This window comes from Streptomyces speibonae (genome assembly GCF_984686075.1).
In genome coordinates this window covers 8,014,706-8,040,315 of record NZ_OZ480260.1, presented here as the reverse complement: position 1 = coordinate 8,040,315, position 25,610 = coordinate 8,014,706, and the positions used below count along the sequence as shown (strand labels likewise).

24 protein-coding genes are annotated in these 25,610 nt (G+C 71.8%); 8 read left to right on the top strand and 16 right to left on the bottom strand.

What is annotated here, in order from left to right:
• Positions 1 to 28 precede the first annotated feature (28 nt).
• Positions 29 to 682 (top strand): phosphoribosyltransferase, encoded by a 654-nt coding sequence (locus AC5L3C_RS35915; RefSeq protein ID WP_493653275.1) that lies wholly within the window; start codon positions 29 to 31, stop codon positions 680 to 682.
• 67 nt (positions 683 to 749) lie between these two features.
• Entirely contained in the window at positions 750 to 1,139 is a 390-nt protein-coding gene (locus AC5L3C_RS35910) for a RidA family protein (RefSeq protein ID WP_493653273.1), read from the top strand.
• A 22-nt stretch (positions 1,140 to 1,161) separates the two neighbouring features.
• Here AC5L3C_RS35910 and AC5L3C_RS35905 read toward each other — a convergent pair whose 3' ends face one another.
• From AC5L3C_RS35905 to AC5L3C_RS35875, 7 genes are all read right to left on the bottom strand, one after another.
• Positions 1,162 to 1,959: a VOC family protein gene (locus tag AC5L3C_RS35905; RefSeq protein ID WP_493653271.1), complete on the bottom strand. Its 798-nt coding sequence runs from the start codon at positions 1,957 to 1,959 to the stop codon at positions 1,162 to 1,164.
• A gap of 96 nt (positions 1,960 to 2,055) precedes the next feature.
• Positions 2,056 to 3,795: a CocE/NonD family hydrolase gene (locus tag AC5L3C_RS35900; protein ID WP_493653270.1), complete on the bottom strand. Its 1,740-nt coding sequence runs from the start codon at positions 3,793 to 3,795 to the stop codon at positions 2,056 to 2,058.
• A gap of 13 nt (positions 3,796 to 3,808) precedes the next feature.
• Complete coding sequence (locus tag AC5L3C_RS35895) at positions 3,809 to 4,753, bottom strand: MBL fold metallo-hydrolase (protein ID WP_493653268.1); 945 nt, start codon at positions 4,751 to 4,753, stop codon at positions 3,809 to 3,811.
• Positions 4,754 to 4,782: 29 nt separating this feature from the next.
• On the bottom strand, positions 4,783 to 5,706 hold the full coding sequence (locus tag AC5L3C_RS35890; protein WP_493653266.1) for an alpha/beta hydrolase: 924 nt from the start codon (positions 5,704 to 5,706) through the stop codon (positions 4,783 to 4,785).
• A gap of 4 nt (positions 5,707 to 5,710) precedes the next feature.
• The gene (locus AC5L3C_RS35885; protein WP_493653265.1) at positions 5,711 to 6,823 is read right to left on the bottom strand and encodes an FAD-dependent oxidoreductase; all 1,113 of its coding nucleotides are present in this window, start codon (positions 6,821 to 6,823) and stop codon (positions 5,711 to 5,713) included.
• Between the two features lie 12 nt (positions 6,824 to 6,835).
• Positions 6,836 to 7,792 (bottom strand): phosphotriesterase family protein, encoded by a 957-nt coding sequence (locus AC5L3C_RS35880; RefSeq protein ID WP_493653263.1) that lies wholly within the window; start codon positions 7,790 to 7,792, stop codon positions 6,836 to 6,838.
• A 50-nt stretch (positions 7,793 to 7,842) separates the two neighbouring features.
• Complete coding sequence (locus AC5L3C_RS35875; protein ID WP_493653262.1) at positions 7,843 to 8,817, bottom strand: phosphotriesterase family protein; 975 nt, start codon at positions 8,815 to 8,817, stop codon at positions 7,843 to 7,845.
• A 240-nt stretch (positions 8,818 to 9,057) separates the two neighbouring features.
• On the opposite strand from AC5L3C_RS35875, the gene AC5L3C_RS35870 reads away from it, so the two are divergent.
• Genes AC5L3C_RS35870 through AC5L3C_RS35855 form a run of 4 tightly spaced genes read left to right on the top strand, consistent with a single transcriptional unit; the run spans position 9,058 to position 12,485 of the window.
• Positions 9,058 to 10,230, top strand: coding sequence for a cytochrome P450 (locus AC5L3C_RS35870; protein WP_493653261.1), 1,173 nt, complete (start codon positions 9,058 to 9,060; stop codon positions 10,228 to 10,230).
• Positions 10,227 to 10,415, top strand: coding sequence for a ferredoxin (locus tag AC5L3C_RS35865; RefSeq protein ID WP_493653260.1), 189 nt, complete (start codon positions 10,227 to 10,229; stop codon positions 10,413 to 10,415). The genes AC5L3C_RS35870 and AC5L3C_RS35865 overlap by 4 nt, the downstream gene beginning before the upstream one ends.
• Positions 10,412 to 11,554 (top strand): NAD(P)/FAD-dependent oxidoreductase, encoded by a 1,143-nt coding sequence (locus tag AC5L3C_RS35860; protein ID WP_493653259.1) that lies wholly within the window; start codon positions 10,412 to 10,414, stop codon positions 11,552 to 11,554. The genes AC5L3C_RS35865 and AC5L3C_RS35860 overlap by 4 nt, the downstream gene beginning before the upstream one ends.
• 10 nt (positions 11,555 to 11,564) lie before the next feature.
• Positions 11,565 to 12,485: a LysR family transcriptional regulator gene (locus AC5L3C_RS35855; protein ID WP_493653257.1), complete on the top strand. Its 921-nt coding sequence runs from the start codon at positions 11,565 to 11,567 to the stop codon at positions 12,483 to 12,485.
• 15 nt (positions 12,486 to 12,500) lie between these two features.
• On the opposite strand, the gene AC5L3C_RS35850 is transcribed toward AC5L3C_RS35855, so the two are convergent.
• The 8 genes from AC5L3C_RS35850 to AC5L3C_RS35815 form a co-directional block, all read right to left on the bottom strand.
• Positions 12,501 to 13,109: a TetR/AcrR family transcriptional regulator gene (locus AC5L3C_RS35850; RefSeq protein ID WP_493653255.1), complete on the bottom strand. Its 609-nt coding sequence runs from the start codon at positions 13,107 to 13,109 to the stop codon at positions 12,501 to 12,503.
• Positions 13,110 to 13,180: 71 nt separating this feature from the next.
• Entirely contained in the window at positions 13,181 to 13,846 is a 666-nt protein-coding gene (locus AC5L3C_RS35845; RefSeq protein ID WP_493653254.1) for a 3-oxoacid CoA-transferase subunit B, read from the bottom strand.
• Complete coding sequence (locus AC5L3C_RS35840; protein ID WP_493653253.1) at positions 13,843 to 14,535, bottom strand: 3-oxoacid CoA-transferase subunit A; 693 nt, start codon at positions 14,533 to 14,535, stop codon at positions 13,843 to 13,845. The genes AC5L3C_RS35845 and AC5L3C_RS35840 overlap by 4 nt, the downstream gene beginning before the upstream one ends.
• Positions 14,532 to 15,725 carry a thiolase family protein gene (locus AC5L3C_RS35835; RefSeq protein WP_493653252.1) on the bottom strand — a complete coding sequence of 398 codons (1,194 nt, stop codon included), beginning with the start codon at positions 15,723 to 15,725 and terminating at the stop codon, positions 14,532 to 14,534. Before AC5L3C_RS35835 ends, AC5L3C_RS35840 begins: the two co-directional genes overlap by 4 nt.
• On the bottom strand, positions 15,722 to 16,969 hold the full coding sequence (locus AC5L3C_RS35830) for an FAD-dependent oxidoreductase (RefSeq protein ID WP_493654171.1): 1,248 nt from the start codon (positions 16,967 to 16,969) through the stop codon (positions 15,722 to 15,724). The genes AC5L3C_RS35835 and AC5L3C_RS35830 overlap by 4 nt, the downstream gene beginning before the upstream one ends.
• Before the next feature lie 29 nt (positions 16,970 to 16,998).
• Positions 16,999 to 17,634: a maleylpyruvate isomerase family mycothiol-dependent enzyme gene (locus AC5L3C_RS35825; protein WP_493653250.1), complete on the bottom strand. Its 636-nt coding sequence runs from the start codon at positions 17,632 to 17,634 to the stop codon at positions 16,999 to 17,001.
• Positions 17,631 to 18,458, bottom strand: a complete 828-nt coding sequence (locus AC5L3C_RS35820) for a fumarylacetoacetate hydrolase family protein (RefSeq protein ID WP_493653249.1) — start codon at positions 18,456 to 18,458, stop codon at positions 17,631 to 17,633. Before AC5L3C_RS35820 ends, AC5L3C_RS35825 begins: the two co-directional genes overlap by 4 nt.
• A gap of 2 nt (positions 18,459 to 18,460) precedes the next feature.
• Entirely contained in the window at positions 18,461 to 19,621 is a 1,161-nt protein-coding gene (locus AC5L3C_RS35815; protein WP_493653248.1) for a cupin domain-containing protein, read from the bottom strand.
• A gap of 72 nt (positions 19,622 to 19,693) precedes the next feature.
• Between AC5L3C_RS35815 and AC5L3C_RS35810 the strand changes: the two genes are divergently transcribed.
• Complete coding sequence (locus tag AC5L3C_RS35810; RefSeq protein WP_493653247.1) at positions 19,694 to 20,470, top strand: IclR family transcriptional regulator; 777 nt, start codon at positions 19,694 to 19,696, stop codon at positions 20,468 to 20,470.
• A gap of 269 nt (positions 20,471 to 20,739) precedes the next feature.
• On the top strand, positions 20,740 to 22,380 hold the full coding sequence (locus AC5L3C_RS35805) for an MFS transporter (RefSeq protein ID WP_493653246.1): 1,641 nt from the start codon (positions 20,740 to 20,742) through the stop codon (positions 22,378 to 22,380).
• Here the strand turns inward: AC5L3C_RS35805 and AC5L3C_RS35800 are convergent.
• Complete coding sequence (locus AC5L3C_RS35800) at positions 22,377 to 25,388, bottom strand: 3-keto-alpha-glucoside-1,2-lyase-like domain-containing protein (protein WP_493653245.1); 3,012 nt, start codon at positions 25,386 to 25,388, stop codon at positions 22,377 to 22,379. The two genes, AC5L3C_RS35805 and AC5L3C_RS35800, sit on opposite strands and share 4 nt — an antisense overlap.
• Between the last annotated feature and the right edge of the window lie 222 nt (positions 25,389 to 25,610).

The following is a 25,610-nucleotide window of genomic DNA, read 5'->3' as shown; positions in this document are numbered from 1 at the left end:
GCCGGGAGGCCGAGGAAGGGAGCGAGCCGTGCGATTCCGAAGCCGTGAGCAGGCCGGGCAGGAGCTGGCCCTCAGGATGCTGGAGTGGGCGAGCAGCGGTGATCTCGCCAATGTGACCATGCTGGCGCTGTCCCGCGGGGGCGTACCGGTCGGCGTGGAGATCGCCCGGGCGCTGGGCGTCCCGCTGGACGTCCTCGTCGTCGGCAGGGTCCGTCTGCCCGGTTCCCCCGAGGTGGGCATCGGGGCGATCGTGGCCGACGACCCGCCGGTGTTCGACCGTACGGCGCTGCGTGCCCTGGACCTGTCGGAGGACAAGCTCGGGCCCGAGGTGGCCCGGGCGCGCGTCGAACTGCACGCGCGCGAGCGGGTGTACCGCGAGGGGCGCCCCGCCCCGGACGTCCACGGTCACAGCGTCGTCGTCGTGGACGACGGGCTGGTCACGGGGGTCACGGCCCGCGCGGCCCTGCGGCACGTGCGCCGCGGCGGCCCGCTGCGGGTCACCCTGGCGCTCCCGGTGTGCCCCGCGCGGACGGTGGCGGAGCTGCTGGACGAGGCCGATGACGTCGTGGCCCTGCACCAGCCGGAGCACGTGCACTCCGTGAGCGAGTGGTACGCCGGCTTCCCTCCGGTCTCCGACGAGGAGGTCCGCAACGCCCTGCGGGAACTCCACCCGCCCGGCTAGGGATCGCCGGGTCCGGCACCGTCGCCCGGTTGGACGCGCCGGTGCCGGGCGCTCCAGCGCGCGGCGTATGACGGAGCGACGTGCGATTCTCAGTGGCTCGACGTTCGAGGAACGGATCGGTTACGCCCGAGCGGTGGTCCACGGTGACGCGGTGCACGTGTCCGGGACGACCGGGTTCGACTACACCGACATGACCATCCCCGAGGACGTGGTGGAGCAGGCCGAGCAGTGCCTGCGGAACATCGAGGCCTCGCTGAAGGAAGCGGGGTGCACGTTCGCCGATGTGGTGCGGGTGCGCTACATGCTGCCCGGCCGGGCCGACTTCGAGCCCTGCTGGCCGGTGCTGCGCCGCTGTTCCGGGGACGTGCGGCCGGCCGCCACCATGCTCGTGTGCGGTCTCACCGACCCCCGGATGAAGATCGAGACCGAGGTGTACGCACAGCGATCGGCAAGGTGAGGGCCGGCCTGGCGTCCGGCGTTCAGCCCTCGGCCGGGGTGAGCACCACGAAGTCCGCGCCGAAGGGATCGAGGCAGACGGCGAGGCGGCCGACGCCTTCGGCGTCCTCCGGTCCCATCTGCACGCGTCCGCCGTTCTCGGTGACCTCGGCGACCGCGGCGTCGCAGTCGGTGACGTGGAAAACCGGGTGCCAGTACGGGCGGCCGCCCGCCAGGGCGAGGTCCTCCTTGCTGACCTGCAGGAGGCCGCCGTGCATGCGCTCCTCGGGCAGCCCGGCGGGGGTGATCAGGGTGTAGGTGCCCTCCCCGCCCGGCATCTCCATGTCGCTGAACCGCCAGCCGAGGACGTCGCCGTAGAACTCCTTGGCGCCCGCCGCGTCGCTGGTGTAGAGCTCGGTCCAGGAGAGGGAACCCGGCTCGTCCACGAGTTCGACCCCTGTGCTCTCGCCCGGCTGCCAGACGGCGAACTGACCGCCCAGCGGGTCGCTGTACTGGGCCATCCGGCCCCACTTCTCGACGTCCATGGGGGGCACCCGCACGGTGCCGCCGCCGCCCTCCACCGCCTGGGTCGTGGCGTCGGCGTCGTCGACGGTGTAGTAGATCATCCAGGCGGACCGGGCGCCCTCCTCCGTGAGCTTGCCGAGCCCGGCGACCATTTTGCCGTCCTTGCGGAACATCCCCCCTTGCATGCCCTCCGCGTCTCCCATCGGCTCGAAGTCCCACCCGATGACCGCGCCGTAGAAGGCGGCCGCGGCCGGGACGTCCGGAGAGCCGAGGTCGAGCATGCAGGGGGAGCCGGGGGCGAAGTCAGTGGTGATCACCGCGATGTCCTTTCGCAGATTCCCTTTGGGCTCAGCGTGCCACCGGCCACTGACACTCGCCCTCCGGCTTCGCCGTCCGGGTCGTCGGATGCGGGGTTACCGTGCGTCCGCCGCCTCGCGTGCGGTGAAGGGCAGCACGATCCGGGACGGGTGGGCGGCGTCACGGTAGATCTTGTGGGTGACGGGGCGGCCCACCGGCAGGTGGAAGGCGTCGGGCGGCAGCAGCGCGTTGTGGGCGTCGGTCAGGGGTTCGTCGTTGGAGAGCTCCACGACCAGCCTGTGGCCCGGCAGGCAGGTCGCCGCGAACGGGTAGACGCGCAGGACGTATTCCTCGATGGCTCCCGGCTCGACGGGTACGGACCGGGTGTGCGGGTGGCGGGGGTCGCCCTCCGTGGTGCGCTCCTCGTCGAGCTCGCGGTGCGAGGCCTTGAGGTACGCCGTGGCGACGAGCTGCCGCCCGCCGCCCGGCGCCTCGTCCCACAGGCGCAGGATGAAGTTGGTGTCGGGCTGGTCGATCTCCGCGAAGAGGTGCGCCGCGCCCTGGCCGATCATCTCGGTGGGCTCGGTGAACGGCTCGGTGCTCCAGCTGAGGATCTCCACCTTGTCGGTGACCGTGAGCGGCGCCTGGTAGAAGCCGTCGGGAGCGGCGTGCTCGGCGGCCATCGGCTCGGGCTCGAAGGACAGCTTGTGGCGTGGGCGCAGGTAGAGCGGGCGGTGCTCGACCGGCTTCGGCGGCCACTGGGCGCCGGTGACGTACTGGCGGGAGCCCTCGACGTGCACGGTGACCGCGGGCTCGTCCATGACCCCGTTGTCGATGCCCTTGATCCAGTACTCGTACCAGCGGAACATCTTGTCGTGCTCCTCGACGAAGGGGCGCGACTGCATGGGCGGATACGGGCCGATGTCCAGCTTCTTGGGGCCCTTGAGTCGGTTGAACACCTCGATGGTGCCGTCCATGGTCCAGCCGCGGCCCTGGTCGATCTGGAGCCAGACCGGGATGTCGATGTTCGGAGCGAGGGTGACCGGGTTGCGTTCCTCGTACCACTCGCCGTCGACCTCGTTCATCACGATGTCGAACCAGGCCTCATGGTTCTTGGGGTAGTTCAGGACATGGACGAGGTTGGGCCAGGCGGCGACGTCCGGGTCCTTCAGCCGCTCCTCGACCCGCTTCCTGATCTCCTCGGGCGCATACGTCTCCAGCATCCGGGACTTGACCCCGTCGGTGAACGCCCAGCCCGAGTCACCGCCCCGCCCCTCGCGGGCCGCGCGCGGCATGAACCACATGACGCCGCCGTGGTAGGTCGTCTCGTAGAAGTCGTAGTGGCCCCCGCTGACGAAGATCGCCTTGAGGGACGGCGGGCGCTCGGCCGCCGCCAGCACCTGCATGGTGCCAAAGTAGGAGATGCCGATCATGCCGACGTTGCCGTCGCACCACGGCTGCGCGGCCACCCACTCGATGAAGTCGTACGCGTCCCGGCCGAGGGGCACTCCCCCGGCGTTGTAGTTGCCGATGTGCTCGCCCTCGGAGTGGCCGGAGCCGCGCAGGTCGCCGATGACGTGGACGTAGCCCTCGTCGACCACCCGGGCGATGTCGCCGGCCTCGATGCAGCCGTCCCACATGGGGCTGGGCCGGCGCTGCGGCGGCGTGGTCAGGGCGAGGGCCTGGAGTTCCTTGCCGTACGGGCTGAGCGCGACGAGGGCGGGGCGCGGGGTGTCGTGGTCGGGGCCGCTGTAGGCGTCGGCCGCGAGGGTGACGCCGTCGCGCATCGGCACCCGGAGATCCTTGCGGACGGCGATGGACCGCTCGCCCGCGCGGATCGTACGAAGGTCGGTCATGGGGGTGCTCCTGTCACACGTGCTGTTCGTGGTGCCTGCGGTAGCCGTCGAGGGAGGTGAAGAACGGCGACGGCTCGAGCGTGGGGTCGCCGGTGTAGCCGAGTTCCTCGGCGACGGGCGCGAACGGGGAGTACGGCGAGTCCGTCTGCGTGAGTCCGGCCTCCAGGCAGCGGCAGGCGGCGCCGGCGACACGCTGCTCGATCTCCAGGCTCTGAGTGATGGCCTCCCGGGCCTGCGCCTCGTCGAGTTCCACTCCGTACGGGGTGCCGTCGGCGCGACGGTAGGGGTGCCCGAGGTAGAGGTGGCGGGGGCGGATCCCGTCCCGCAGGCGGACGAGGCTCGCGCGGTAGGCGGCCGGGTCGGTGTAGCCGGGGAAGCCGTTGGCGGCGCCGTGCACCTGGACGGCGTCGCCGGTGAACACCGCGCGCTGTCCGTCGACGACGTAGGCGACCGATCCAGGGGTGTGGCCCGGGATCGCGTGCACCGACACGGTGACGTCCCCGCCGAGGGAGAGGGTCTCCCCGCCCCTGACGAGCAGGGTGGGTTCCATCTCGCCGGAGATGACGGCGTCCGCGGCCGCCGTCACCCTGGCCTCGCCCTCGGGGTCGTCCAGGTACCGGCCGCGGCCGGCGAGGTACTCCTCGACGTGCGCCCGCCGGGAGCGCAGCATGGGGGCGTCGGCCTCGTGGATCACCACCTGCGCGCGCCGGCCGGTGAGCTCCCACAGGGCGTGGGCCCCGCCGACGTGGTCGATGTGACCGTGCGTCAGCAGGATCCAGCGGACGTCCTCGATGCGGCGCCCGATCGTCTCGAGGGCGGGCGCCATGCCCTCCGCGGGCGAGGACGCGATGCCCGTGTCGACGATCGCCGGTTCCGGCGCGTCGATGTAGAAGCTGTACAGGCCGAACCGTCCCCAGGGCGAGACCAGCGGGTGGACGGCGACCGCGTCGTGCGTCATGGTGTTCCGTTCCTCTTTCCGGCCTCGGGTCAGCCGCGGTGCAGGAAGTCGCGCGTCTCCTCGAAGACCCCGTGGAACTCGGGAATCCAGGAGAAGTGCTGGACGAAGCCGTGGTTGGCGCCCTCGTAGCGGGTGACCGTGGCGGGCACGCCGGCCTCGCGCAGCCGCTTCCCGTACAGCTCGCCCTCGTCACGCATCGGGTCGTGCTCGGCGGTGACGACGAGCGCGGGCGGCAGGCCGCTCAGGTCGGTCCGCTTGACCGGCGACACCAGCGGGTCGGCGGGGTCGGCGCCGCTGTCGAGGTAGAAGGCGTTGAAGGGCTTCAGTCCGGCAGTCTCCAGGCCGTAGCCGGTCGCGTTCTCCCGCAAGGAGGGGTAGCGGTCGACGTCGAAGTCCAGGTCCAGGGACGGGTAGTAGAGGATCTGGTGGGTGATCCGGTCGAAGCCGTCGTCGTGGGCCCTGGCGGCGACGGCGGCGGCGAAGGTGCCGCCGGAGCTGTCGCCGGCGACGGCGAGGGTGGCGCCGTCCCAGTCCAGGCCGCACGTCTCGCCGGCGGCCCAGCGGACGACCGCGTAGCAGTCGTCGAGGCCGGCCGGGAAGGCCGCTTCGGGCGCCAGTCGGTAGCCGACGGAGACGACCTTGAGCCCGGTCTCCTTGGCCAGCGAGCGCGCGACGTGGTCGTGCGTCTCCAGGCTGCCGAGGAAGAACGCCCCGCCGTGGAAGTAGACCAGCAGGCCGTACGTGTCGGCCTCGGCGGGCGTGTAGATCCGTACGGGGACCTCGCCGTCGGCGGTACGGGCCGTCACGTCCTCGACGGAGTGCAGCGGGAGGCGGTCCTCGACGGGCGGGAGGCGGGCCTCGTCGGCGGCGCGCAGGGCGACGGGGTTGAGCGGCCCCTCGGGCGGGGCGGGGAGGGCCGCCAGGAACTTCGCGATCTCGGGGTGCAGCGTCACGGGGTCACTCCTGTCCGGCGGTGGCGGGCTTCTGGCCCGGGAACACCTCGTTGATCTCGTCCTCGGACCAGCCCTGGCGGGAGATGCGCTGGAGTTCGTCGGTCACCGGCTTGCGGGTGGCCTGGTACAGCGCCAGCGCCTCCTTCACCGAGCCGGCCTCGCGGAGCGCGTCGGCGAGGGCGCCGCCGTCCTCGATGGCCGAGTTGGCGCCCTGCCCCTGGTGGTGGAGCATCGAGTGGGCGGCGTCGCCGACGAGGACGACGGCGTCGGAGTGCCAGGTGTCGACGGGGTCGATGTCGTACACGGCGCGGATGTTGACGGCGTCCATGTCGAGGTCGCGGGTGATGTTCACCAGGCGCTCGTCGAAGCCCTCGACCGTGCGGAGCAGGTCCTCCTTGGTGACCTGCGGCGCCCAGGTGCCGTCCGGGTTCAGGGCGGTGATGTCGAAGGAGACCTGGCCGCGGTGGCGCAGCGGCAGCAGGTAGACCTTGGTGCCGCGGCCGATGTACATGCGCAGGTTGTCGTCGACGACCATCCCGTGGGCGTCGTCGGCGGAGATCACCGTGCGGTAGGCGTGCTCGCCGGCGAAGACCGGGGGCTTCCGGCTGAACAGCTGCTGCCGGACGACGGACTTGATGCCGTCGGCGCCCACGACCAGGTCGGCCTCGACGGTGGTGCCGTTCGCGAAGGTGAGGGCGGCCGAGTCGCCCCGGTCCTGCACTCTCTCCAGCTTGTGGCCGAGGTGCACCATGCCCTCGGGGAGGACGCCCATGAGGGCGTCGATGAAGTCGCCGCGGTGGATGAGATGGGTCTGCGTCTGCTCGCCGTCGGCGGGCCACGCGTCCTTCATGAGGGGGTCGCCGGTGGCGGTGAGGATCTCGAAGTAGTCACTGGGCGAGGTGACCCGGGCGATCTGGTCGAAGACGCCCCACTCGCGGAAGCGGTTCATCGTGGAGGGGCGCAGGCCGATGCCGGCGCCGACCTCGCGGATCCCGCTCGCCTGCTCATAGACGTCGACGCGGGCGCCGAGGAGGCTGAGGGCCTTGGCCGCGGCGGCGCCGCCGTAACCGGCCCCGACGACGGCGATCTTGAGGTTCTTGAGGTCCGAGAGCTGCATCGTTGGGTCTCTCTACTTCTGGAGGGTCAGGAAGTCGGCGGGGTTGTCGACGAAGATCGTCTTGATCGCGGTCTCGTCGAGACCGGCGGCGCGGAGGTCCGGGATGAGGTCCTCGAAGATGTAGTTGACGGTGTGGCCCTTGACGCCGGGCCACCCGAGCGGGGAGCAGTTGGCGTCGGCGGAGGCGAGGACCTGCCCCAGCCGGCGGCCGCCGTCGATGAAGCGGAGGAAGTGGTCCAGTCGCTCCTTGCGGGAGCGGGCCCAGAACGGCGGGTCGGGCAGTTCGGTCTCGTAGCCGAAGGTGTCGAAGCCGATCCGGCCGCCCTTCTCGGCGAGCCAGACGTCGCGGGTCTTCTCGGCGTTGACGCCGTCGTCGACGTGCCCGAACAGCACGCGGTGCAGGGGCAGTCCCTCGTCCTCGAAGATGGCGACGGCGTTCTCGGCGTCGATCGCGAGGTGGGTGAGGATCGGTACGCCCGTGCTGAGCGCGGCGCGGGCGGCGGCGCGGTAGATCCGCTTGTCCAGGTCGGTCATCCGGCCGCCCCGGCTGACACCGACCTTGATGATGCCGGCGAGGCTCCCGGTGTCGCCGATGCCGACGGTGATCTCGTGCACGAACTGCCGGGTCAGGTAGTCGACGTCGGCGCAGGCGAAGTGCGGCAGGGCGGTGTCGCCGCCGACGAAGCCGGTGCAGGCGACGATGTGCACGCCGGTCTTCGCGGACAGGGACTTGTAGTAATCGACGTCACGGCCGTTGCAGATGCCGGTGGCGTCGACGAAGGTGCCGCCGCCCAGTTCGTGGAACCGGCGCAGCTTGGGAACGGTCTCCTCGTAGCGCTGCTCGGGGGTCTTCCACCACCTGGTGTCCAGTTCGGAGCCGGGCATGCCGTACCCGATGTGCTCGTGGACCGCGACGAGGCCCAGTTCCTCGGCCGGGACGGGACCCAGCACGGTGTTCACTCGCGACACAACACACTCACCTTCGGGAAGTTCTTGATGTCCGTGGGGTCCGGGCGTGCTCAGCGCACAGCGAGCAGACCGCGCGGGTTGGCCTGGAGGATGCGGTCGATGTCCGCCCAGCCGACGCCCTGGGCCGCGAGCAGCGGCACGAAGGCGGTCAGCACATGGCTGTACGGCAGGTCGTTGGCGGGGTGTCCCTTGGCTGCGCCGGTAGCGCCGACGGAGAGCAGGATCCGGTCGGTGTGCCCGGCGCGCACCAGGTCGGCGACCAGGGCGGCACGCTCGGTGTCGGTGAGGTGTTCGTCGTCCTCGGTGCCGACGTGGTCGAGAACGACGTAGGAGCCGCGGGCGGCGATCTTCTCGGGGGCACCGGCGTCGACGGCGTCCGTGCGGTCCAGGCCCCCGACGGCGATCCGGTCGGCGGGCAGCTGCTCGTCGCGGACGACGGCGAGTTCGCCCACGGCGTCGTCGCCGTAGCGGAAGGAGACGGCGGTGCCGGTGGCGAGCGCGGCGCGGGCGGCGCCCCGCAGCAGGCTCTCGTCGGTGGCGGTCATGCCGTCGCGGCTCACCGCGGTGGTGACCAGCCCGGCCGGTCGGCGGCGCTCCACGCGCGGGACGACCATGCCCTCGGTGACCTCCCTGGTGAAGAGGTCGGCGAACTTCTCGGCCGGCCACGGCGTCGGCGGGTTGGTCTGCGGGGTGAGGAAGTAGCCGCCGAGCAGTTCCTCCGGTCCCTGACCGGTCGAGGCGACGATGTGGACGCCCGTGGTGCGGGCGAGGGTCTCGTACAGCCGGACGTCTCGGCCGTGGAACATGCCGGTGCTGTCGACGATCGTGCCGCCCCCGTGGGCGCGGAAGTCCGTGAGCTTCGCGGCGAGGATCTCGAAGATCTCGGCGCGGTCGATGGTGATGTCGTACGCGTGCCCGGCGCCCGGCACCACCGACAGCAGCGCCTCGTGGACCGAGACGACGCCCAGCTCGTCGGCCGGCACCGGGCCCAGGACGGTGTTCACGGTGGTGCTCTCGACGCTCATGCGCATGCCTCACATGTCGGGGGTGCGTCCTCGCACCCTGTGGCTGCCGTCACGGTAGCAATTCGCTTTACATGACGTCAATGAAATGAACGCCACGAAAAAACAATGGGCTACGGGTTGCGCCAGAGCGTCCGGACCCCTGCACGGCCGCCTCGTGGGCCGCGACATGCACGGCGTGCATGAAAGGTCATGAGAATCATTCACTTGTTGGATGTCGGGGCGGAGATTTCACTGAGGGGCATGAGCACCCCACCCACCTCGGACGTCGATCTCTTCGCCGACGACGTCGTTCTCGACCCGTATCCCTTCTTCGCCGGTCTGCGGGACCTGGGCCCCGTCGTGCACCTCCCGCGCAACGACGTGTACGCGCTGACCCGGTACGAGGTCATCCGCGACGCCCTCGCCGACTGGGAGTCGTTCTCCTCGGCGTCGATCGCGTTCAATCCGGCCGCCAACGAGGCGCTGACCGGGACCTCACTCGCGTCCGACCCGCCCGTGCACACCCGGCTGCGCGCCGCGCTGACCGAGAACCTCTCCCCCCGGGCCCTGCGCGGCCTCAAGGGGCGGATCGCGGACAAGGCCGACGCCCTGGTCGCCGAACTCGTCGAGCAGGGTTCCTTCGAGGCGATCGACGCGCTCGCCCGCGCCTTCCCGCTGGAGGTGGTCGCCGACCTGATCGGCTTCACCGGCGAGGTGCGCGCCAACATGCTGCGCTGGGGCCGGGCCGCCATGGAGGTCCTCGGCCCGCTCAACCAGCGCACCGCGGAGAACTTCCCGGTCGCCGGCGAGCTCTACGCCTGGTGCTCCCAGGTCACGGCCGAGGACCTCGCGGAGGGGTCCGTGGGCCGGGGCATCTTCGACGCGGAGGCACGCGGCGCGATTCCGCCGGACACGGCCGGGCACATCATCCACCAGTACCTGGGGGCCGGCGTCGATACGACCATCGCGGCGATCGGCAACGTCGTCGCCCTGTTCGCCCGCCACCCGGACCAGCTCGCCCTGGTCCGCCAGGACCCGTCGCTGGTCCCCGCCGCCTTCAACGAGGTGCTGCGCTACTGGGCGCCCGTCCACGCCTGGGGCCGGCGGGTCACGAAGGACGTCACGATCGAGGGAGTCCGAGTCCCGGCGGGCGCCCAGGTCGCGGTCCTGTTCGGTGCCGGCAACCGCGACCCGCGCCACTACGGGAACCCGGACGCGTTCCTCGTCGAACGCAACCCGGTCGACCATCTGTCGTTCGGCTACGGCCCGCACGGCTGCGCGGGACAGGGACTCGCCCGCCTGGAGGCCCACGCCGTGATCGACGCGCTCGCCCGGCGGGTCGGACGCCTCGTCACCGGACCCGAGGTCCGCGTCCCCGGAAACACCACCCGGAGCATCGAGGAGCTCCCCGTCCTGGAGGTGATCCCCGCATGAGGATCGTTCTCGACCGCCCCCGCTGCGAGGGCCACGGGCTCTGCGAGGAGGCCGCGCCGCAGCTGATGCACCTCGACGACGAGGGCGAACTCGTCCTGCACCGCGAGGAGATCGACGACTCCGACGCCCCCGCCGCGAACGCCGCCGCCCGGGTCTGCCCGGTCGCCGCGCTGAGGATCGTATGAGCACTGCGGCCCCGCGGCGCGTGGTCGTCGTCGGCAACGGCATCGCCGGGCTCACCGCGGCGCACACCCTCCGCGAGGCCGGCTTCGACGGCGAGCTGACCGTCGTCGGCGACGAACCGCACCCCGCGTACAGCAGGCCCGCGCTGTCCAAGGCGCTGCTGCTCGACGCCGACGACCCGTCCTCGCACGAGCTGCCGCCGCCGGGGCACGGCGCGACCGAGCTGCTGGGGGTGCGGGCAACCGCCCTCGATCCCGAGCGGCGCCTCGTCACGCTCGACGACGGTACCGGCCTGCCGTACGACCGTGTCGTCCTGGCCACGGGCTCCCGGGCGCGGCGGCTGTCGTCGCTGCCCGGGGAGCTGACGCTGCGCGGGCTGGACGACGCGCTGGCGCTGCGGGCCCGGCTGGCGGACAAGCCGTCCGTGGTCGTGGTGGGCGGCGGACCGCTCGGCATGGAGATCGCGTCCGGCTGCCTGGCCTCCGGCTGCGTGGTCACGCTGGTCACCCAGGGACCGCCGCTGATCCTCCAGCTCGGCCCGTACCTCGCCGAGGTGTTCGTGCGGGCCGCGCGGGAGCGCGGGCTGACGATCGTGGAGACGGTCGGGGCCCGGCTGGAGGGCGACGAGGGCACACCGCGGGTGGTCCTCGCGGAGGGCGGTGTCCTGGAGGCGGAGGTGGTTCTCACCGCCGCGGGGGACGTGCCCAACACGGAGTGGCTCGCGGGGTCCGGGCTGCCGGCCGGCGGTCCCGTCCGGGTGGACGCGCGCGGGCTGGTCCGCCCCGACGTGGCGGCCGTCGGTGATCTCGCGGCGTTCCCCACGGCGCGCGGGGTGCGCCGGGTGCCGTTGTGGAGCAGCGCGGTCGAGCAGGCGAAGAGCGCGGCCCGGGCGCTGCTCCGCGGCGCGGAGGCGCCGCCGCTGGAGTTCCAGTCGTACTTCTGGACCGAGCAGTTCGGGCTGAGCCTGAAGGCGGTCGGCGATCTGCCGGTGGAGGGCGGCCCCGAGTTCGCCGACGGGGAGCCGGGCGGTGGACCCGCGCTGATGCGCTGGTCACGTGAGGACGGCACCGCGGCGGCCGTGGCACTCGACTACCGTATCCCCATCCCCCGGCTGCGCCGGATGACGAAGGCGGCCGCGTAGGGTTCGGCGCATGAGCGAGGAACGGGGCACCACCGGTTCGGGTCTGGACCGGCTGGCATCGGTCAACCTCAATCTGCTGGTGCCCCTCCTCGCGCTGCTGGAAGAGCGTTCGGTGACCCGCGCGGCCGAGCGCGTCGGCCTCTCGCAGCCGGCCATGAGCCACGCCCTGACCCGGATGCGCCGTATGCTGGGTGACGAGCTCGTCGTCCGGCAGGGCAGCGGCATCACCCTCACCCCACGCGCCGTGGAACTCCTCGAACCGCTGCGGGCCGCCCTCCGGCAGACCGCGCGCGTGGTGAACCTCCCGCACTTCGACCCGGTGACCGACCGCCGGGTGATCACCGTCGCCATGACCACCAGCACGGCGTTCGTCGTCGGTCCCCGGCTCACCCGGCTGCTGTCCGAGCGCGCCCCGTACGCCACCCTGCGCGTGCGGACCTTCACCGTGCCGACCGAGGCGACCTTCGTGGAGCAGGGCGTCGACGTGGTGCTGCTGTCGGAGCGACATCACGCGCCGCATCCGCGCGAACGGCTCTACGACGACCGGCTGGTGGTGGCCGCCGCCCCGGACAGCCCGCCGGAGGCCGACGCGCTCGCCCTGATCACCACCCTGCCGCACATCGTGGTGGACACGCGGGGGCGGGTCTTCCCCTACTCGGTGCTGCAGGAGCGGGACGTCCCGTACCGGGTGGGGCTGCTCAGCTCGGACTATCTGCTGGTGCCGTTCCTCGTCGCGCGGGCCGGCGGCGTCGCCCTGCTGCGGCACCAGGTCGCCACCGCCATGCGGGAGCTGTCCGACCTGCGGATCGAGGAGTTCCCTTTCCCGTTGCCGGGGCTGGGGATCGACATGGTGTGGAACCCGCGCCTGGCCGACCAGCCGTTCGTGACATGGCTGCGGGGGCTGCTGCTCGACGTCGCGGCCGGTCTGTGACAGCCGTGCGGCTGGTCAGTTCAGCAGCCGCACCCAGCTGGCGCTCAGCTCGTCGAGCATCTGCTCCCGGTCGAGTTTCCAGTCGGTGTCGCCCCAGTGCTGGGCGACGTAGTCCAGCTCCGCCATCGCCAGCACGCCCCGGAAGCGGCGCTGGTGGGGTGCGAGGCGGCCGGCCCGGGCCAGGCCGTCCTCGATGTCGCTGATGGCCTCCTCCATCCAGCGGTCCACCAGGTCGCGCAGCTCGGGATCGACCGCGGCGGCGTCCCGGCCCACACGGATGATGGGCCGCACCTGCGGCCAGCTGGCGGCGGTCTCGCGCAGCCATGCGAGGACCGCCTCGCGCGTCCCGTCGGCCACCGTGGCGACCAGGTCCCGGGCCGTGGAGCCGTGCTCCGGGGAACGCACCCGTTGCAGCACCTCGTTGAGCCGCTCGTCGATGAGCGCCTTCATCAGGTCGCTGCGCGAGGGGAAGTAGGCGTAGAAGGTCACCCGGGTAGTGCCCGCGGCGGAGGCGATGTCGTCCACCTTGGTGGCGGCGTATCCCTTGGTGGTGAACAGCTCCAGGCCCGACTCCAGCAACAGCCGGCGCGTCATCTGCTTCTGCTTCTGCCGGAGGTTCGCCATGCCGGGGATCCTAACGCGCCGCCGCGCACCGACCGTACAGGGCGCTCGGCGCACTGCCGGGCTGTAAAGGCTCAGCAGAGCAGGCCGGCCCCGAGGCGTCGCCGCAGCTCGGCCACGGTGATGCCGTACGTCTCGTGCACCCGCAGGCCCTGCGGACCGGGTTCGAAGATTCCGTAATCGGTGTAGACGCGGTCGACGCAGCCGGGCGCGGTGAGCGGGTACGTGCAGGCGGGGACGAGTTTGGCGGCACCGTCGCGGGTGAACAGCCTCATCATCACCAGGACCCGGCGTGCTCCGACGGCCAGGTCCATCGCGCCGCCCACGGCGGGAATGGCGTCGGGGTCGCCGGTGTGCCAGTTGGCCAGGTCGCCGCGGAAGGAGACCTGGAACGCCCCGAGGACGCACACGTCCAGGTGACCGCCGCGCATCATGGCGAAGGAGTCGGCGTGGTGGAAGTACGCCGCTCCGGGAAGCTCGGTGACCGGGACCTTGCCGGCGTTGGTGAGGTCGGTGTCGATGTCGTCGCCGGTCGCCGCCGGGCCCATGCCGAGCATGCCGTTCTCGGTGTGCAGCACGATCCCGGCGTCCGGCGACAGGTGTTCGGCGATCCGGGTCGGCTGGCCGATGCCGAGGTTCACATAGGAGCCGGCGGGGATGTCGCGGGCGATGCGGGCGGCGAGTTCGTCGGTGGTGAGCGGGCCCCGGTCCGTCCGCTCCGGCACGGTGGTGGTCGTCATCGCGCTCCTTGCACGGTCAGCCGGCGGGCCTCGGCCCGTACCAGTCGGTCGACGTAGATGCCCGGCGTGACCACGGCCTCCGGGTCGATCCGCCCCGGCTCCACGATCTCGGTGACCTGGGCGACGACCGTGGTCGCCGCGGTGGCCATGACCGGGCCGAAGTTCCGGGCGGTCTTGCGGTAGACGAGGTTGCCCAGGGTGTCCGCGTGGTGTGCGGAGATCAGGGCCACGTCGCCTCTGACGGGGTACTCCAGGACGTGGATGCGGCCGTCGATCTCCCGCGTCTCCTTTCCTTCGGCCAGGGGGGTGCCGGCTCCCACGGGGCTGTAGAAGGCGCCGATGCCCGCTCCGGCGGCCCGCATCCGCTCGGCGAGGGTGCCCTGCGGGACGACCTCCAGCTCGACGCGTCCGGCCCGGTACAGGTCGTCGAAGACATAGGAGTCGCTCTGCCGGGGAAAGGAGCAGATCACCTTGCGCACCCGGCCGGCCTTGAGCAGCGCGGCCAGGCCCACGTCCCCGTTGCCCGCGTTGTTGGACACCACCGTGAGGTCGGTGGCGCCCTGCCGGATGAGCGCGTCGATCAGGTCGAACGGCATGCCCGCCAGCCCGAATCCGCCCACCAGGACCGTCGATCCGTCCTCGATGCCCGCGACGGCCTCGTCGGCCGTGGCGGCGATGGCCGTGGTCATCCCGGGCTCACCTCGTCGGTCACGTTCTCCAGGACCACGGCTAGGGCCTGCCCCACGCCGATGCAGATGGCCGCCACGCCCCAGCGCTGCCGCCGCTCGCGCAGCACCTTCGCCAGGGTGCCCAGCAGCCGGCCGCCCGAGGCGCCCAGCGGGTGCCCGAGGGCGATCGCGCCGCCGCGGGTGTTGACGATCTCCGGGTCGATGCCCCAGGCGTCCACGCAGGCGAGGGACTGGACGGCGAACGCCTCGTTCAGCTCGACCGCGCCGATGTCCTCCCAGCCGATGCCCGCCCGGCGCAGCGCCTTGTCGGCCGCCTCCACGGGGGCGAATCCGAACATCTGCGGTTCGACCGCGTGCACCCCGCGTCCCGCGACGCGGCCGAGGGGCGCCGTACCGATCCGGTCGGCGGCCGCCCCGGTGCCCAGCAGGACGGCCGACGCGCCGTCGCTCAGGGGGGAGGCGTTGCCCGCGGTGATCGTCCCGTCGGGGCGGAACGCCGGCTTCAGGGCCGCCAGCTTCCCGGGGTCGGTGCCGGGGCGGATGCCCTCGTCACGCGTGAGGTTTTCGGTGGGCAGGACCAGGTCGTCGTAGAAGCCCTCGTCCCACGCCGCGGCCGCGAGCCGGTGGGAGCGCACGGCGAAGGCGTCCTGGCGTTCCCGGGAGATCGAGAACTTCTCCCGGAGGAGTTCGTTGCTCTCCCCCAGGGAGACGGTCCACTCCTTCGGCATGGCGGGGTTGACCAGCCGCCAGCCGAGCGTGGTGGAGACGGCCGTGACATCGCGGGCGGGGAAGGCCCGGTCCGGCTTGGGAAGCACCCACGGCGCACGGGTCATGGACTCCACACCGCCGGCGACGACGATGTCCGCGTCGCCGGTCTGAAGGGTGCGCGAGGCGATGACGGCCGCGTCGAGGCCGGAGCCGCACAGCCGGTTGACGGTGGTGGCGGGCACGCCGACCGGCAGCCCGGCGAGCAGCGCCGCCATGCGTCCGACGTTGCGGTTGTCCTCGCCCGCGCCGTTGGCGTTCCCCCACACCACGTCGCCGATGGCCGCGCGGTCGAGGGCGGGCGTCCTGGCCAGGAGGCCGGTGAGCGCGGTGGCGGCGAGGTCGTCGGGGCGCACCCCGGCGAGGGCTCCGTCGAACCGGCCGAACGGGGTGCGGACCGCGGCGTAGAGGTAGGCGGCGCTCATGCCGCCTCACCCACCGCGTCTCCGGCGGGCGCCGGGTCCAGCGGGATCGGCGTGAACATCTCCGGCTCCTCGTCGGGTGTCAGCGCGGTCGGGCCGTACAGCCAGTCGGTGAACGAGTAGTCGTAGGTGTCGCGGGCGCGCAGCAGGGTGTTGCGCCGCTCGCGGGCGGCACCGTCGAGGTGCCACAGCTCACCCCATGCACGGGAGGTGGTCAGCACGCGGCGGCAGTGCTCCGGGCGGACGGCCTCGTAGGCGGCGAGCGCGGTGCTCCAGTCGACCGTGCCGTCCTCGGAGCGGCTGCGGGCGACGTGCTCGCCCAGCACCCAGCCGTCCTCGAGGGCCATGATCGCGCCCTGGGCGATGTACTGGAGCGGCGGGTGCGCGGCGTCACCGAGCAGCGCGATCCGGCCGTGGACCCACTTCATGATCGGGTCGCGGTCGAACATCCGCCACCACTTCTCCCGCCACATGAAGGGCAGGCCGTCGCGGACGAAGTCGCAGGTGCCGGCGAAGGCGGCGTCCAGCTCGTCGGGGGTGCCCCAGTCGTCCCGGCCGGCCAGCGCCTTGGGGGACTCGAACACGGCGACCTGGTTGAGCATCTCGCCGCCGCGCAGGCCGTAGTGGACGAAGTGGCAGCGGGGGCCGATGTACACGACGACCTCGCCGAGGTCGGCCGCCTGCACACGCGGCTGCTCGGCGGGCACGGTGCCGCGGTAGGCGACGTACGCCGAGGACACCGGCCGGTCGTCGACGAGCAGCTTGCGGGCGACGGAGTGCAGGCCGTCGGCGGCGATGACGACCCCGGCCTCGTGGGTCTCCCCGGAGGCGAGAGTGACGCGGGCGCCGTTGTCGGTGTTCTCGTACGAGGTGACGTGGGCGTCGTTGATCAGCTCGACACCGGCGCGCCGGCAGGCGCGCAACAGCAGGCCGTGCAGGTCGCTGCGGTGGATGACCAGGTACGGGTAGCCGTAGCGCTGTTCCAGGTGGCGCAGGTCGAGCCGGGTCAGTTCGGAGCCGTCGACGGCGTCGCGCATGACCATGGCGTCCGGGACGACGCCGAGGGTCTTGGCCTCGCCGAGCAGGCCGTAGTCGTCGAGGATCCGGGTGCAGTTGGGGGCGAGCTGGATACCGGCGCCGACCTCGCCGAAGGCGGGGGCGCTCTCCAGCAGGCGGACGGTCTGGCCCTGCCGGGTCAGCGAGAAGGCGGCACCGAGGCCGCCGAGGCCGCCGCCGACGACGATCACGTCAGGGTGGGACATGGGACTCACCATCTCTACAGCCAGGGGCCGAGCACGGGGGCGTCGGCGAGCGTGTGGGGGCGGCCGGCCAGCCAGGCGGCGACCTCGGGCAGCGGGCCGCCGGGGAGCTCGTCCAAGCCGCGCTTGGCGCGGATCTCGGCGACCAGCGCGGTGAGGAAGCCCTTGGGGAGGTCGGCGAAGGTGACGACGCCGGTGCCGAGGTCGACGGCGTGGACGCACACCTCGCGGGCCCGCATCCAGGGGAGTTCGGTGGCGGGGACGGTGCGGCCCTGAGCGGTGACGACCGGCCGCTGCCACTGCTCCTCGGTGAGCCCGTCCAGGCCGGCGGCGAGCTTCTGCGCCGAGTCCGTCAGCCAGGAGCGCAGCTCGTCCGCCGTCAGGGTGACGCCCTTGGCGATGCCGGCGGCCCGCTCCTCGGCGGAGGCGTACATGGGGGTCTCCTCGCCGGTGGCCGCCCAGTGCACCAGGTTGCCGAGGGCGTCGGCGTTGGCGGCGACGTGCGCCACGAGGTGCCTGCGGGTCCAGTCCGGCAGCACGCCGGGGGCGGAGAAGGCGTCCTCGTCGAGGCCCGCGACGGCGTCGAGCAGCAGCTCGGTGCCGGTGCGGGCCCAGGCGCGGGCGTCGGCGAGGGTGCGGGCGGGCGTGGTCATTCCGCGACCACCTTGTTGACGCAGGCGCCCAGCCCGGTGATCTCGGTGACCACGGTCCGGCCGGGGAGCAGGAACACCTTCGGGTCGCGGGCGTTGCCCACACCGGCGGGGGTGCCGGTGGCGATGATGTCGCCCGGGTTGAGGGTGATGACGGTCGAGATGTACTGGACCAGGAAGACCGGGTCGAAGAGCAGGGTGCCGGTGTCGTCCTGCTGCATGACCTCGCCGTCGACGGTGGTGGTGACCTGGAGCGCGGGGCGCACGCCGCCGACCTCGTCGGGGGTGACGACGTAGGGGCCGACCGGGGTGGTGGCCTCCCAGATCTTGCCCTGGGTCCACTCGACGGTGCGGAACTGCCAGTCGCGCAGGGAGACGTCGTTCATGACGGTGAAGCCGGCGATGGCGTCGGCGGCCTGCCGCTCGTCGGCGCGGCGCACCCGCCGGCCGACGACGACGGCGAGCTCGACCTCCCAGTCGAGGGCGTCGGTCTCGTCCGGCATGACGATGTCGTCGTTCGCGCCAAGGAGGGTCTCGGCGAACTTCGGGAAGAGGGTGGGGTGGTTCGGGAGGTCCCGGCCCATCTCCTTGATGTGGTTGGTGTAGTTGTGGCCGACGCACACCACCTTGGAGGGGCGGGGCACGACCGGCGCGAAGTCGGCCCCGTCGACCGGGTACGTGGTGCCGGACGCGGCGGACGCCTGGTTCCGCCAGTCGTCCTGGGCGAACAGTTCGCCCAGGTCGGCGTATCCGAGGTCGACGAGGGTGTCGCGGTCGAGGCGCACCGCCCGGGTGCCGTCGGTGGTGCGGAGGGTGGCGAGCTTCATGGTCAGGCGTCCTTCTGGGTGCGGTCGAGCTTGAGCGCCTCGAAGACGGGCGCGTCGGAGAAGCGGAAGAGGTCGAGGGCGCCGGAGTCGGAGTCGGAGTCACCGGCCTCGGACTTCGCGCAGAACGGCTCCCAGGACGGGATGACGAACAGGTCGCCGCGGGTCACCGTCCAGGACCGGTCGCCGACGCTCACCACGCCGGAGCCGTCGAACACCTGGTAGACGGACGAGCCGGTCTCGCGCACCGGGGCGGTCTCGGCGCCGCGGGCGACGCGGTGGAACTCCGCGCGGATCGTGGGCAGCACGTCGGAGCCGTCGTGCGGGTTGGAGTAGCGCACCGCGGCGTGGCCGGGCTCGACGGTGCCGCCGAAGCCCTCCTTCTCCAGTTGCAGCTGGTCGCGCAGGGCCGCGTCGGTGTACTCCCACTTGTACGACAGCAGCGGGCTGCCGGGCGCGGCGGGCGCGGCCGAGAGCGGGCGCAGGCCCGGATGGCCCCACAGGCGCTCGGAGCGCGACCGCCCGGGGGTGATCCGCTCGGCGTCGCTGAGCTCGTCGCGGCCGAACTCGAAGAACTGCGCCTCGGTGGCGTACTGGAAGGGGATGTCCAGTCCGTCGATCCAGGCCATGGGCTCGGCGGTGGCGTTGTGATGGGCGTGCCAGTTCCAGCCCGCCTGCGGGAGGAAGTCCCCGCGGTTCATCGGCACCGGGTCGCCGCCGACGACCGTCCACACGCCCGAGCCCTCGACGACGAAGCGGAAGGCGTGCTGAGTGTGGCGGTGCTCGGGGGCGTCCTCACCCGGCATCAGGTACTGGATGGCCGCCCACAGGGTCGGTGAGGCGAAGGGCCGGCCGCCGAGGGAGGGGTTGGCCAGCGCGATGGCGCGGCGCTCCCCGCCGCGGCCGACCGGAACCAGGTCGCCGGCCTGTGCCGCCAGCTCCCGCAGCTTCTGCCAGCGCCACAGGTGCGGCACGGCGCGCGAGCGCGGGTGGGCCGGCATCAGGTCGCCGATCTCGGTCCACAGCGGGACGAGGAGTTCCCGCTCGAAGCCCCGGTACAGCTCTTCGAGCGCCGGGGTGACCTCGGGTTGCCCCTCCGTGGCGACGGCCTGGAGCCGGACCGGGGAACCCGTTGCGGTGTCGTGGGCGATGGAGGAGTCAGTCACAGGGCTCAGCGTGCAGCGTGTCCGCCTGGAGAACATGTAGATTCTTCAGAGCAGAATCCGGAGGCCGCCACCGTGGACAAACCCCTCAAGACACCACCGCCCTACCCCATCGCCAGCGTGGACCACGCGCTGCGGGCGGCGACCATCCTCCAGATGGAGGGCGGCGCGACCGTGTCCGGGATGGCGGAGCGGCTGGGGGTGGCCCGGTCGACGGCGCACCGGCTGCTGGCGATGCTCGTCTACCGCGACTTCGCGGTGCAGGGCGAGGACCGCGTCTACCGGGCGGGACCGGTGCTGGAGCTCGCCGCGCACTCCCAGTCGCTGGTGTCACGGCTGCGCGCGGCGGCCCTGCCGCATCTGCGCCGGGTCGCCGACCTGCTCGACGAGACCACGAACCTGATCGTGCGCACCGGCGACACGGCCCGGTTCATCGCCAGTGTCGAGTGCCGGCAGGCCCTGCGGGTCGGCTCCCGCGAGGGCATGGTGTTCCCGGCCCACCGCACGACGGCGGGACTGCTGCTGCTCGCCGCGCTCTCCGACGAGGAGCTGGGCGAGGTGTACGCCGCCGAGCGCTACCGGGACCGTCCCGGCGAGCGCCCCGACCTGGACCGGCTGCGGACCGAACTGGCGCGTCTGCGGCGCAACGGGTTCGCCGTCAACCAGGAGCGGTCCGAGCGCGGTCTCGTGGCCGTCGGTGTGCCGGTCCGCGACGCGGACGGCACCGCCCTGGCCGGCCTGTCGGTGTCCATGCCCGGCGTGCGATACGACCCGCACCGCCTCCAGACCCTGGTGGCCACGCTGGAGGCGGCGGCCCGCGCACTGGAGACGGACCTGGGGGAACAGCACTGACCCTGGTTCCGGGCGCGCAGCGCCGGCCGGCACCGCCCGGCCGTCCCGCTCGCCGTCGCCGCCCGGCTTTGGTCCTACATATTGGTCACTGACCTTAACTTGTGCAGATTTCATTGACGCGACGTAAAGCGAAGTGTCATCCTCCACGGCACCACGCCGGACTCGCGACGTGTCCTCTCCCCCACCGCGTCCGCAGAGCCGAGCGCCTCGACGCTCTCCGGGCGCCCGTTTTCGGGCCGCCCGCTTTCCCAGCCAGGGAGAACACAGCAATGACGCTCAACAACGGGGCCACGACGTCCCAGGGCCCGACCGCGGGGGCCTCCCGGACACCGGGCTACGCGGGAACACTGGCCGCGGCCTGCGGTGCGGTCTTCGTGGCCCAGGTCGCCAACGCGCTGCCGGCCTCGCTGAACGGTCTTCTTCAGCAGGACCTCCAGACCCATGGCTCCCAACTGACGTGGATCACGGCCGCGTTCATGATCGCCGTGGTCTGCTTCGAGTTCACCTTCGGAGTCCTCGGCGACCTGTTCGGACGGCGCAGGCTGGTCGTGGCCGGCACCGCCCTGGTCGCCGCCGGCAGCACCGTGGCCGCGCTGGCACCCACCGTCCAGGTGCTGTGGGTCGGCGCCGCACTCAACGGCCTGGGTGCCGGCGCCATGTTCCCCGGCTCGCTCACCGCGGTCAGCGCCGTCACCCGCGGCATGCGGGAGCGGGCCCACGCGGTGGCGCTGTGGAGCGGCTTCCTGTCCGCCGGCGCCGCCGTCTCCCCGCTGCTCGGCGGGATGTTCGCCAAGGTCGGGTCGTGGCGCGGTTCCTTCTGGGTGCTCGTCGGACTCGCCCTGGCCAGCATGGTGCTCACCCTGCTCGGCGCCACGGAGTCCAGGGCCCCCGAGGGCCGCAGGCTCGACATGCCCGGTCAGATCACCTTCGCCATCGGCCTCATCCTGGTCCTCTACGGCGCCGTCGAGGGCCCCGAATCGGGCTGGACCACGCTGCCCGTGATGCTCGCCTTCGCCCTCGGGGCGTGTTTCCTCGCCGCGTTCGTCCTGGTGGAACTGGGCGCCGACTCCCCGATCTTCGATCTGAAGCTGTTCCGCAACCGGGCCTTCACCGTGTCGTCCGTGGTCGCGGTCATCGGCATGCTCGCCTTCCTCGGCGCCTGCTTCGCCACGAGCATGTGGCTGGGACCGGTGCAGCACCAGGACCCCATCCGGGTCGCGGTTCCCTTCCTGCTGCTCCAGGGTCCCGCCTTCCTGCTCATCCCGGTGGTCTCGCGCCTGCTGCACCGCGTCGCGGCGACCTGGCTGCTGACCTCCGGGTTCGTCCTGATGGCCGTCGGCTGCCTGCTGTTCGCCCGGATGGACGTCACCGACACCGGCCTCGGAGCCTTCGTCGCGCCCTCCCTGCTGATCGGCGTCGGCTTCGCGCTGACGGTCAGTTCCGTGACGGCGGTGGCCCTGAACAGCGTGCCCGGGCATCTGGCCGGCATGGCCAGCGCCACCACCAACATGCTGCGCGACCTCGGCTTCGCCCTGGGCCCCGTCGTCGTCAGCGCGGTCGCCCTCAGCAACGCCGGCTCGGCGTTCACGGCGAAGCTGTCCGGCGCCGGCCTGAACGGCGGCCAGGCGGCGGCAGCCCGCGAGGTCGCCGCCGCCGGCGGTCCCATCGCCGTGAACAGCCTGGCGCCCGGGGCCCCGGGATCCGCCGCGCACGGCGTCGCCCTGGAGGCCCTGGGCAACGGCTTCAGCACCGCGTATCTGGTGTGCGGTGCGGCGGCCGTCGTCGCCGCCGCCCTGACGGCCTTCGGCATGATCGGCCTCCGGGGCGCGCACACGGCCGGGGAGCAGGAGACCGGCGCCCTTCCGCCCGCGGCGGACGGAAAGGCGCCGGATCCAGTCGCCGCCCGCTAACTCAGCGGCGTGATACGGATGTTGCGGTAACGCACCGCGTTCCCGTGATCCTGGAGCCGGATCGCCCCTGCCGCGGGGCCCTCGGGTGCTCCGCCGCCCGTCGGGGTGTCGATCGCGACGTCGTCGTGGACCTTCTTTCCGTTCCACACCACGGTGACCCGCGCGTCGGCCGTCTTGTTGCCCTCGGCGTCGTAGCGGGCCGCGCGGAAGACGATGTCGTACGACTGCCATGTCTCCGGCGCCTCGGCGGCGTTCACGTCGGGAGCCTTCTTCAGATAGATCGCTCCCGCCTCGTCGGTGTCGAGTGTGGTGTCACCGTAGGAGTCCAGGATCTGCAGCTCGTAGCGGTCCTGCAGGTAGACGCCGCTGTTCGCGCGGTCCTGGCCGGTCACGTCCGGGGGCAGCTTCGGCAGCCAGTACTCCACGTGCAGCTTGAAGTCGTCGAAGCTGTCCTTGGTGCGGATGTCGCCGCAGCAGACCTCCATGGCCCCGCCGTCCACCGGCCATTCGACCGGGCGTCCGTCGGTGTGCTGCCATCTGTCGAGCCCGTCGCCGTCGAACAGGCTGACCGTCGTGCCGTGCCGGCCCACGCTGAGCAGGTCGAGGTTGACATGGCCGGTGTCGCCCTCGTCGTACCGGTAGGCGACGGTGTTGCGCCCGGCCCGCAGGCGCACGGTCTCCGTCTGCGTCGACCAGGTGTCCCAGTCACCGGTGCTGCGGAGCTCGGTCTGTCTCACCTTCCGGCCGTTGACGTACAGGGAGAGGGACTTGGTGCCCTGGAAGGGGTTCGGGCCGTTGGAGTAGCGCAGCCCCAGGTCGTACGTGCCGCGCCGGTCCGCATGGACGTCGAAGGTGGTGGTGGCGCCCTGCGTGCCGTAGCGGTCGACGAAGCCGCTGCCGGAGTAGCCCCTGTGGTCGGTGTTGATCCCGGCGGTCCCCGTGAGGGCCGCCTCCTCCGCCTCGTACAGCGGGCCCGGTGCGGGCTGCTTGCCCGGCACGGCGTTGAGCGTGTACCAGGCCTCGGTGCTCCACAGGGTCTCGCCCGACGCCGAGCTGAACGGACGCGGGGAGCGCAGGTGCACGACGCGCCCCGGCTCGAGCCCCTCGATGGCGAGGGTCACCTTCTTGCGGTCCTTCGACAGCTTCGCCGAGGTCACCTTCAGCGTCTCCTCGGCGATCTTGGGGCCGCCGTAGTCACGCGTCGGGGTGTAGCGCCACTGCTCGGCCTCGTACCGGCTGACAAGGTTGTCAGCGGTTTCCTCGGAGAGCGGCTGGGTGTACTCCAGCTCGAAGCCGCCCTTCTTCACCCGCATGGCCTGGATGTCGAAGGTGTTGCCGCCGTTCGGCGTCAGCTTCTGCAGGCCGTACCGGAGTTTGCCCTCCTGGCCCCAGTTTCCGTCCGCTCCCAGACCGCCCGCGTAGATCGCCCCGTCGGGGCCCATGGTGATCCGGTTGACGCCCGCTTCGAGTCCCTGCGTGAAGCGGAACACCGCGCCCTGGTACTGGCCCTTGACCTTCTCCAGATAGGCCCGCTGGAGACCGCCGTAGGTGACGTCGCCGAACAGCATCTGCCCCTTGAACCGGCCCTTGGTCAGCATCAGCGGGGTGCTGGGCGAGTTGGCGATCTCGTTCTGCGGGAGCCAGAGCACCGGCTGGGTCACCGGCTCGGAGTCGAAGGGGCCCGCGGGGTTGGTGTAGTGGTTGAAGAAGCGGTCCTGCTTGATGTGGACGAGCTTGGACGAGGGGAGCCAGCCGCCCTGGTTGTCGGTGACGAAGAGGTCGCCGCCGGGTCCCCAGGCGATGCCGTTCGGGGTGCGCAGGCCACCGGCCAGGTAACTGACCTTGCCGGTCTCCCTGTTGACCTTGATGGTCACGCCCCGGCCCGGTGCGGGCTGCGGATCGGTGGTGGCGCCGCCGTAGTCGATGGCGACCGACAGGTTCAGATAGAAGTGGCCCTTGCGGTAGAGCAGCCCGAAGGCGAACTCGTGGAAGTTGCCCCCGTAGGGCCAGGTGGCGATGGTCTTGTGCCGGTCCATCACGCCGTCGCCGTCGCTGTCGCCCAGTTCCGTCAGCTCGTGCTTCTGGGAGACGAAGATGGTGCCGTCGACGACCTTGAGGCCCATCGGCTCCTTGAGGCCCTCGGCGATCTTCGTGGCCTTCACCTGGTCCGGGCCGGTGGTGCCGGTGACCTCGTCCATGACGTAGACCTCACCGGCGGTGTTGTCGCTGCCGCCCCAGGTGCTCACCACCAGACGGCCGTCGGGCAGCCAGTCCATGCCGGTGACCTGCGGTTCGAAGCCCTCGGGACGCAGGTCGGTCAGGGTGTGGTCGGGGCGTACGGAGTTGAGCGGGAGGCCGTCGCCGGGCGAGTCCCTGATGCCCTCGCACTCCTTGCGGCCCGGGGCGGTCACCCGGACCACTCCGGCGTCGGTGCTCAGTGCCGCGTTCGGGACGGTCTCGAAGCCGGCGGCACCCGGCGGCTGCCAGGCGAGGTTGAGCACCTGGTCACCGCCGCGCTCGAAGTGGTCGATGCGCAGTGCGTGCATGCCCTCGGTGAGCTGCACGGCGCCGTCCTTGGGCTCGGCGCCGTGCAACCCGTCGTGGTCGATGACCAGTTGGTCGTCGATCAGCAGCCGCGAGCCGTCGTCGCTGGTCAGCCGGAAGGTGTACGAACCGTCGGCCGGGACATGGATGTTGCCCGTGACCTGGGTGACGAAGTTGTCGCTGAAACCGCCGAAGTCCTCGGTCGTCTCCCAGTCGACGACCGGCATCAACTTGTCGACGTTGGGGGTCTGTCCGGTTTTGAGGGTGCAGATCTCCTCGAGCGGGACCTGGACGTCGTAGACGCGCAGGGTGACACCGGGCTCCTGGGGCGGCACATCGGCCTGCGCCGCGGCGCCCGGACGGGCCGATGCCATGGGGGACGCCCACAGCCCACCTGCGACGAACGTGCCGACGACGAGTCCGGACAGGCATCTTCGGGCGCGCCGGTACAGCCGTGCGTCCATGCTTCCTCCTGCTGAGTCGACCGGAGGGCCGGATAACTCCGGTGTGGAAAGGCGAACTGGCAACCGGTTGCGGCCGACACGCTAGGAGACTTCTGCTGAACTCGTCCATACTTTGTCATCGATGAGTTCAAAGTCCTCCAGGTGGGTAGGTTCCAACGTTGTAACGCATGCGTGCACGGCACCGCGGTGGACGCGGTGCCGTGTCGGATTACCTCAGGGCGC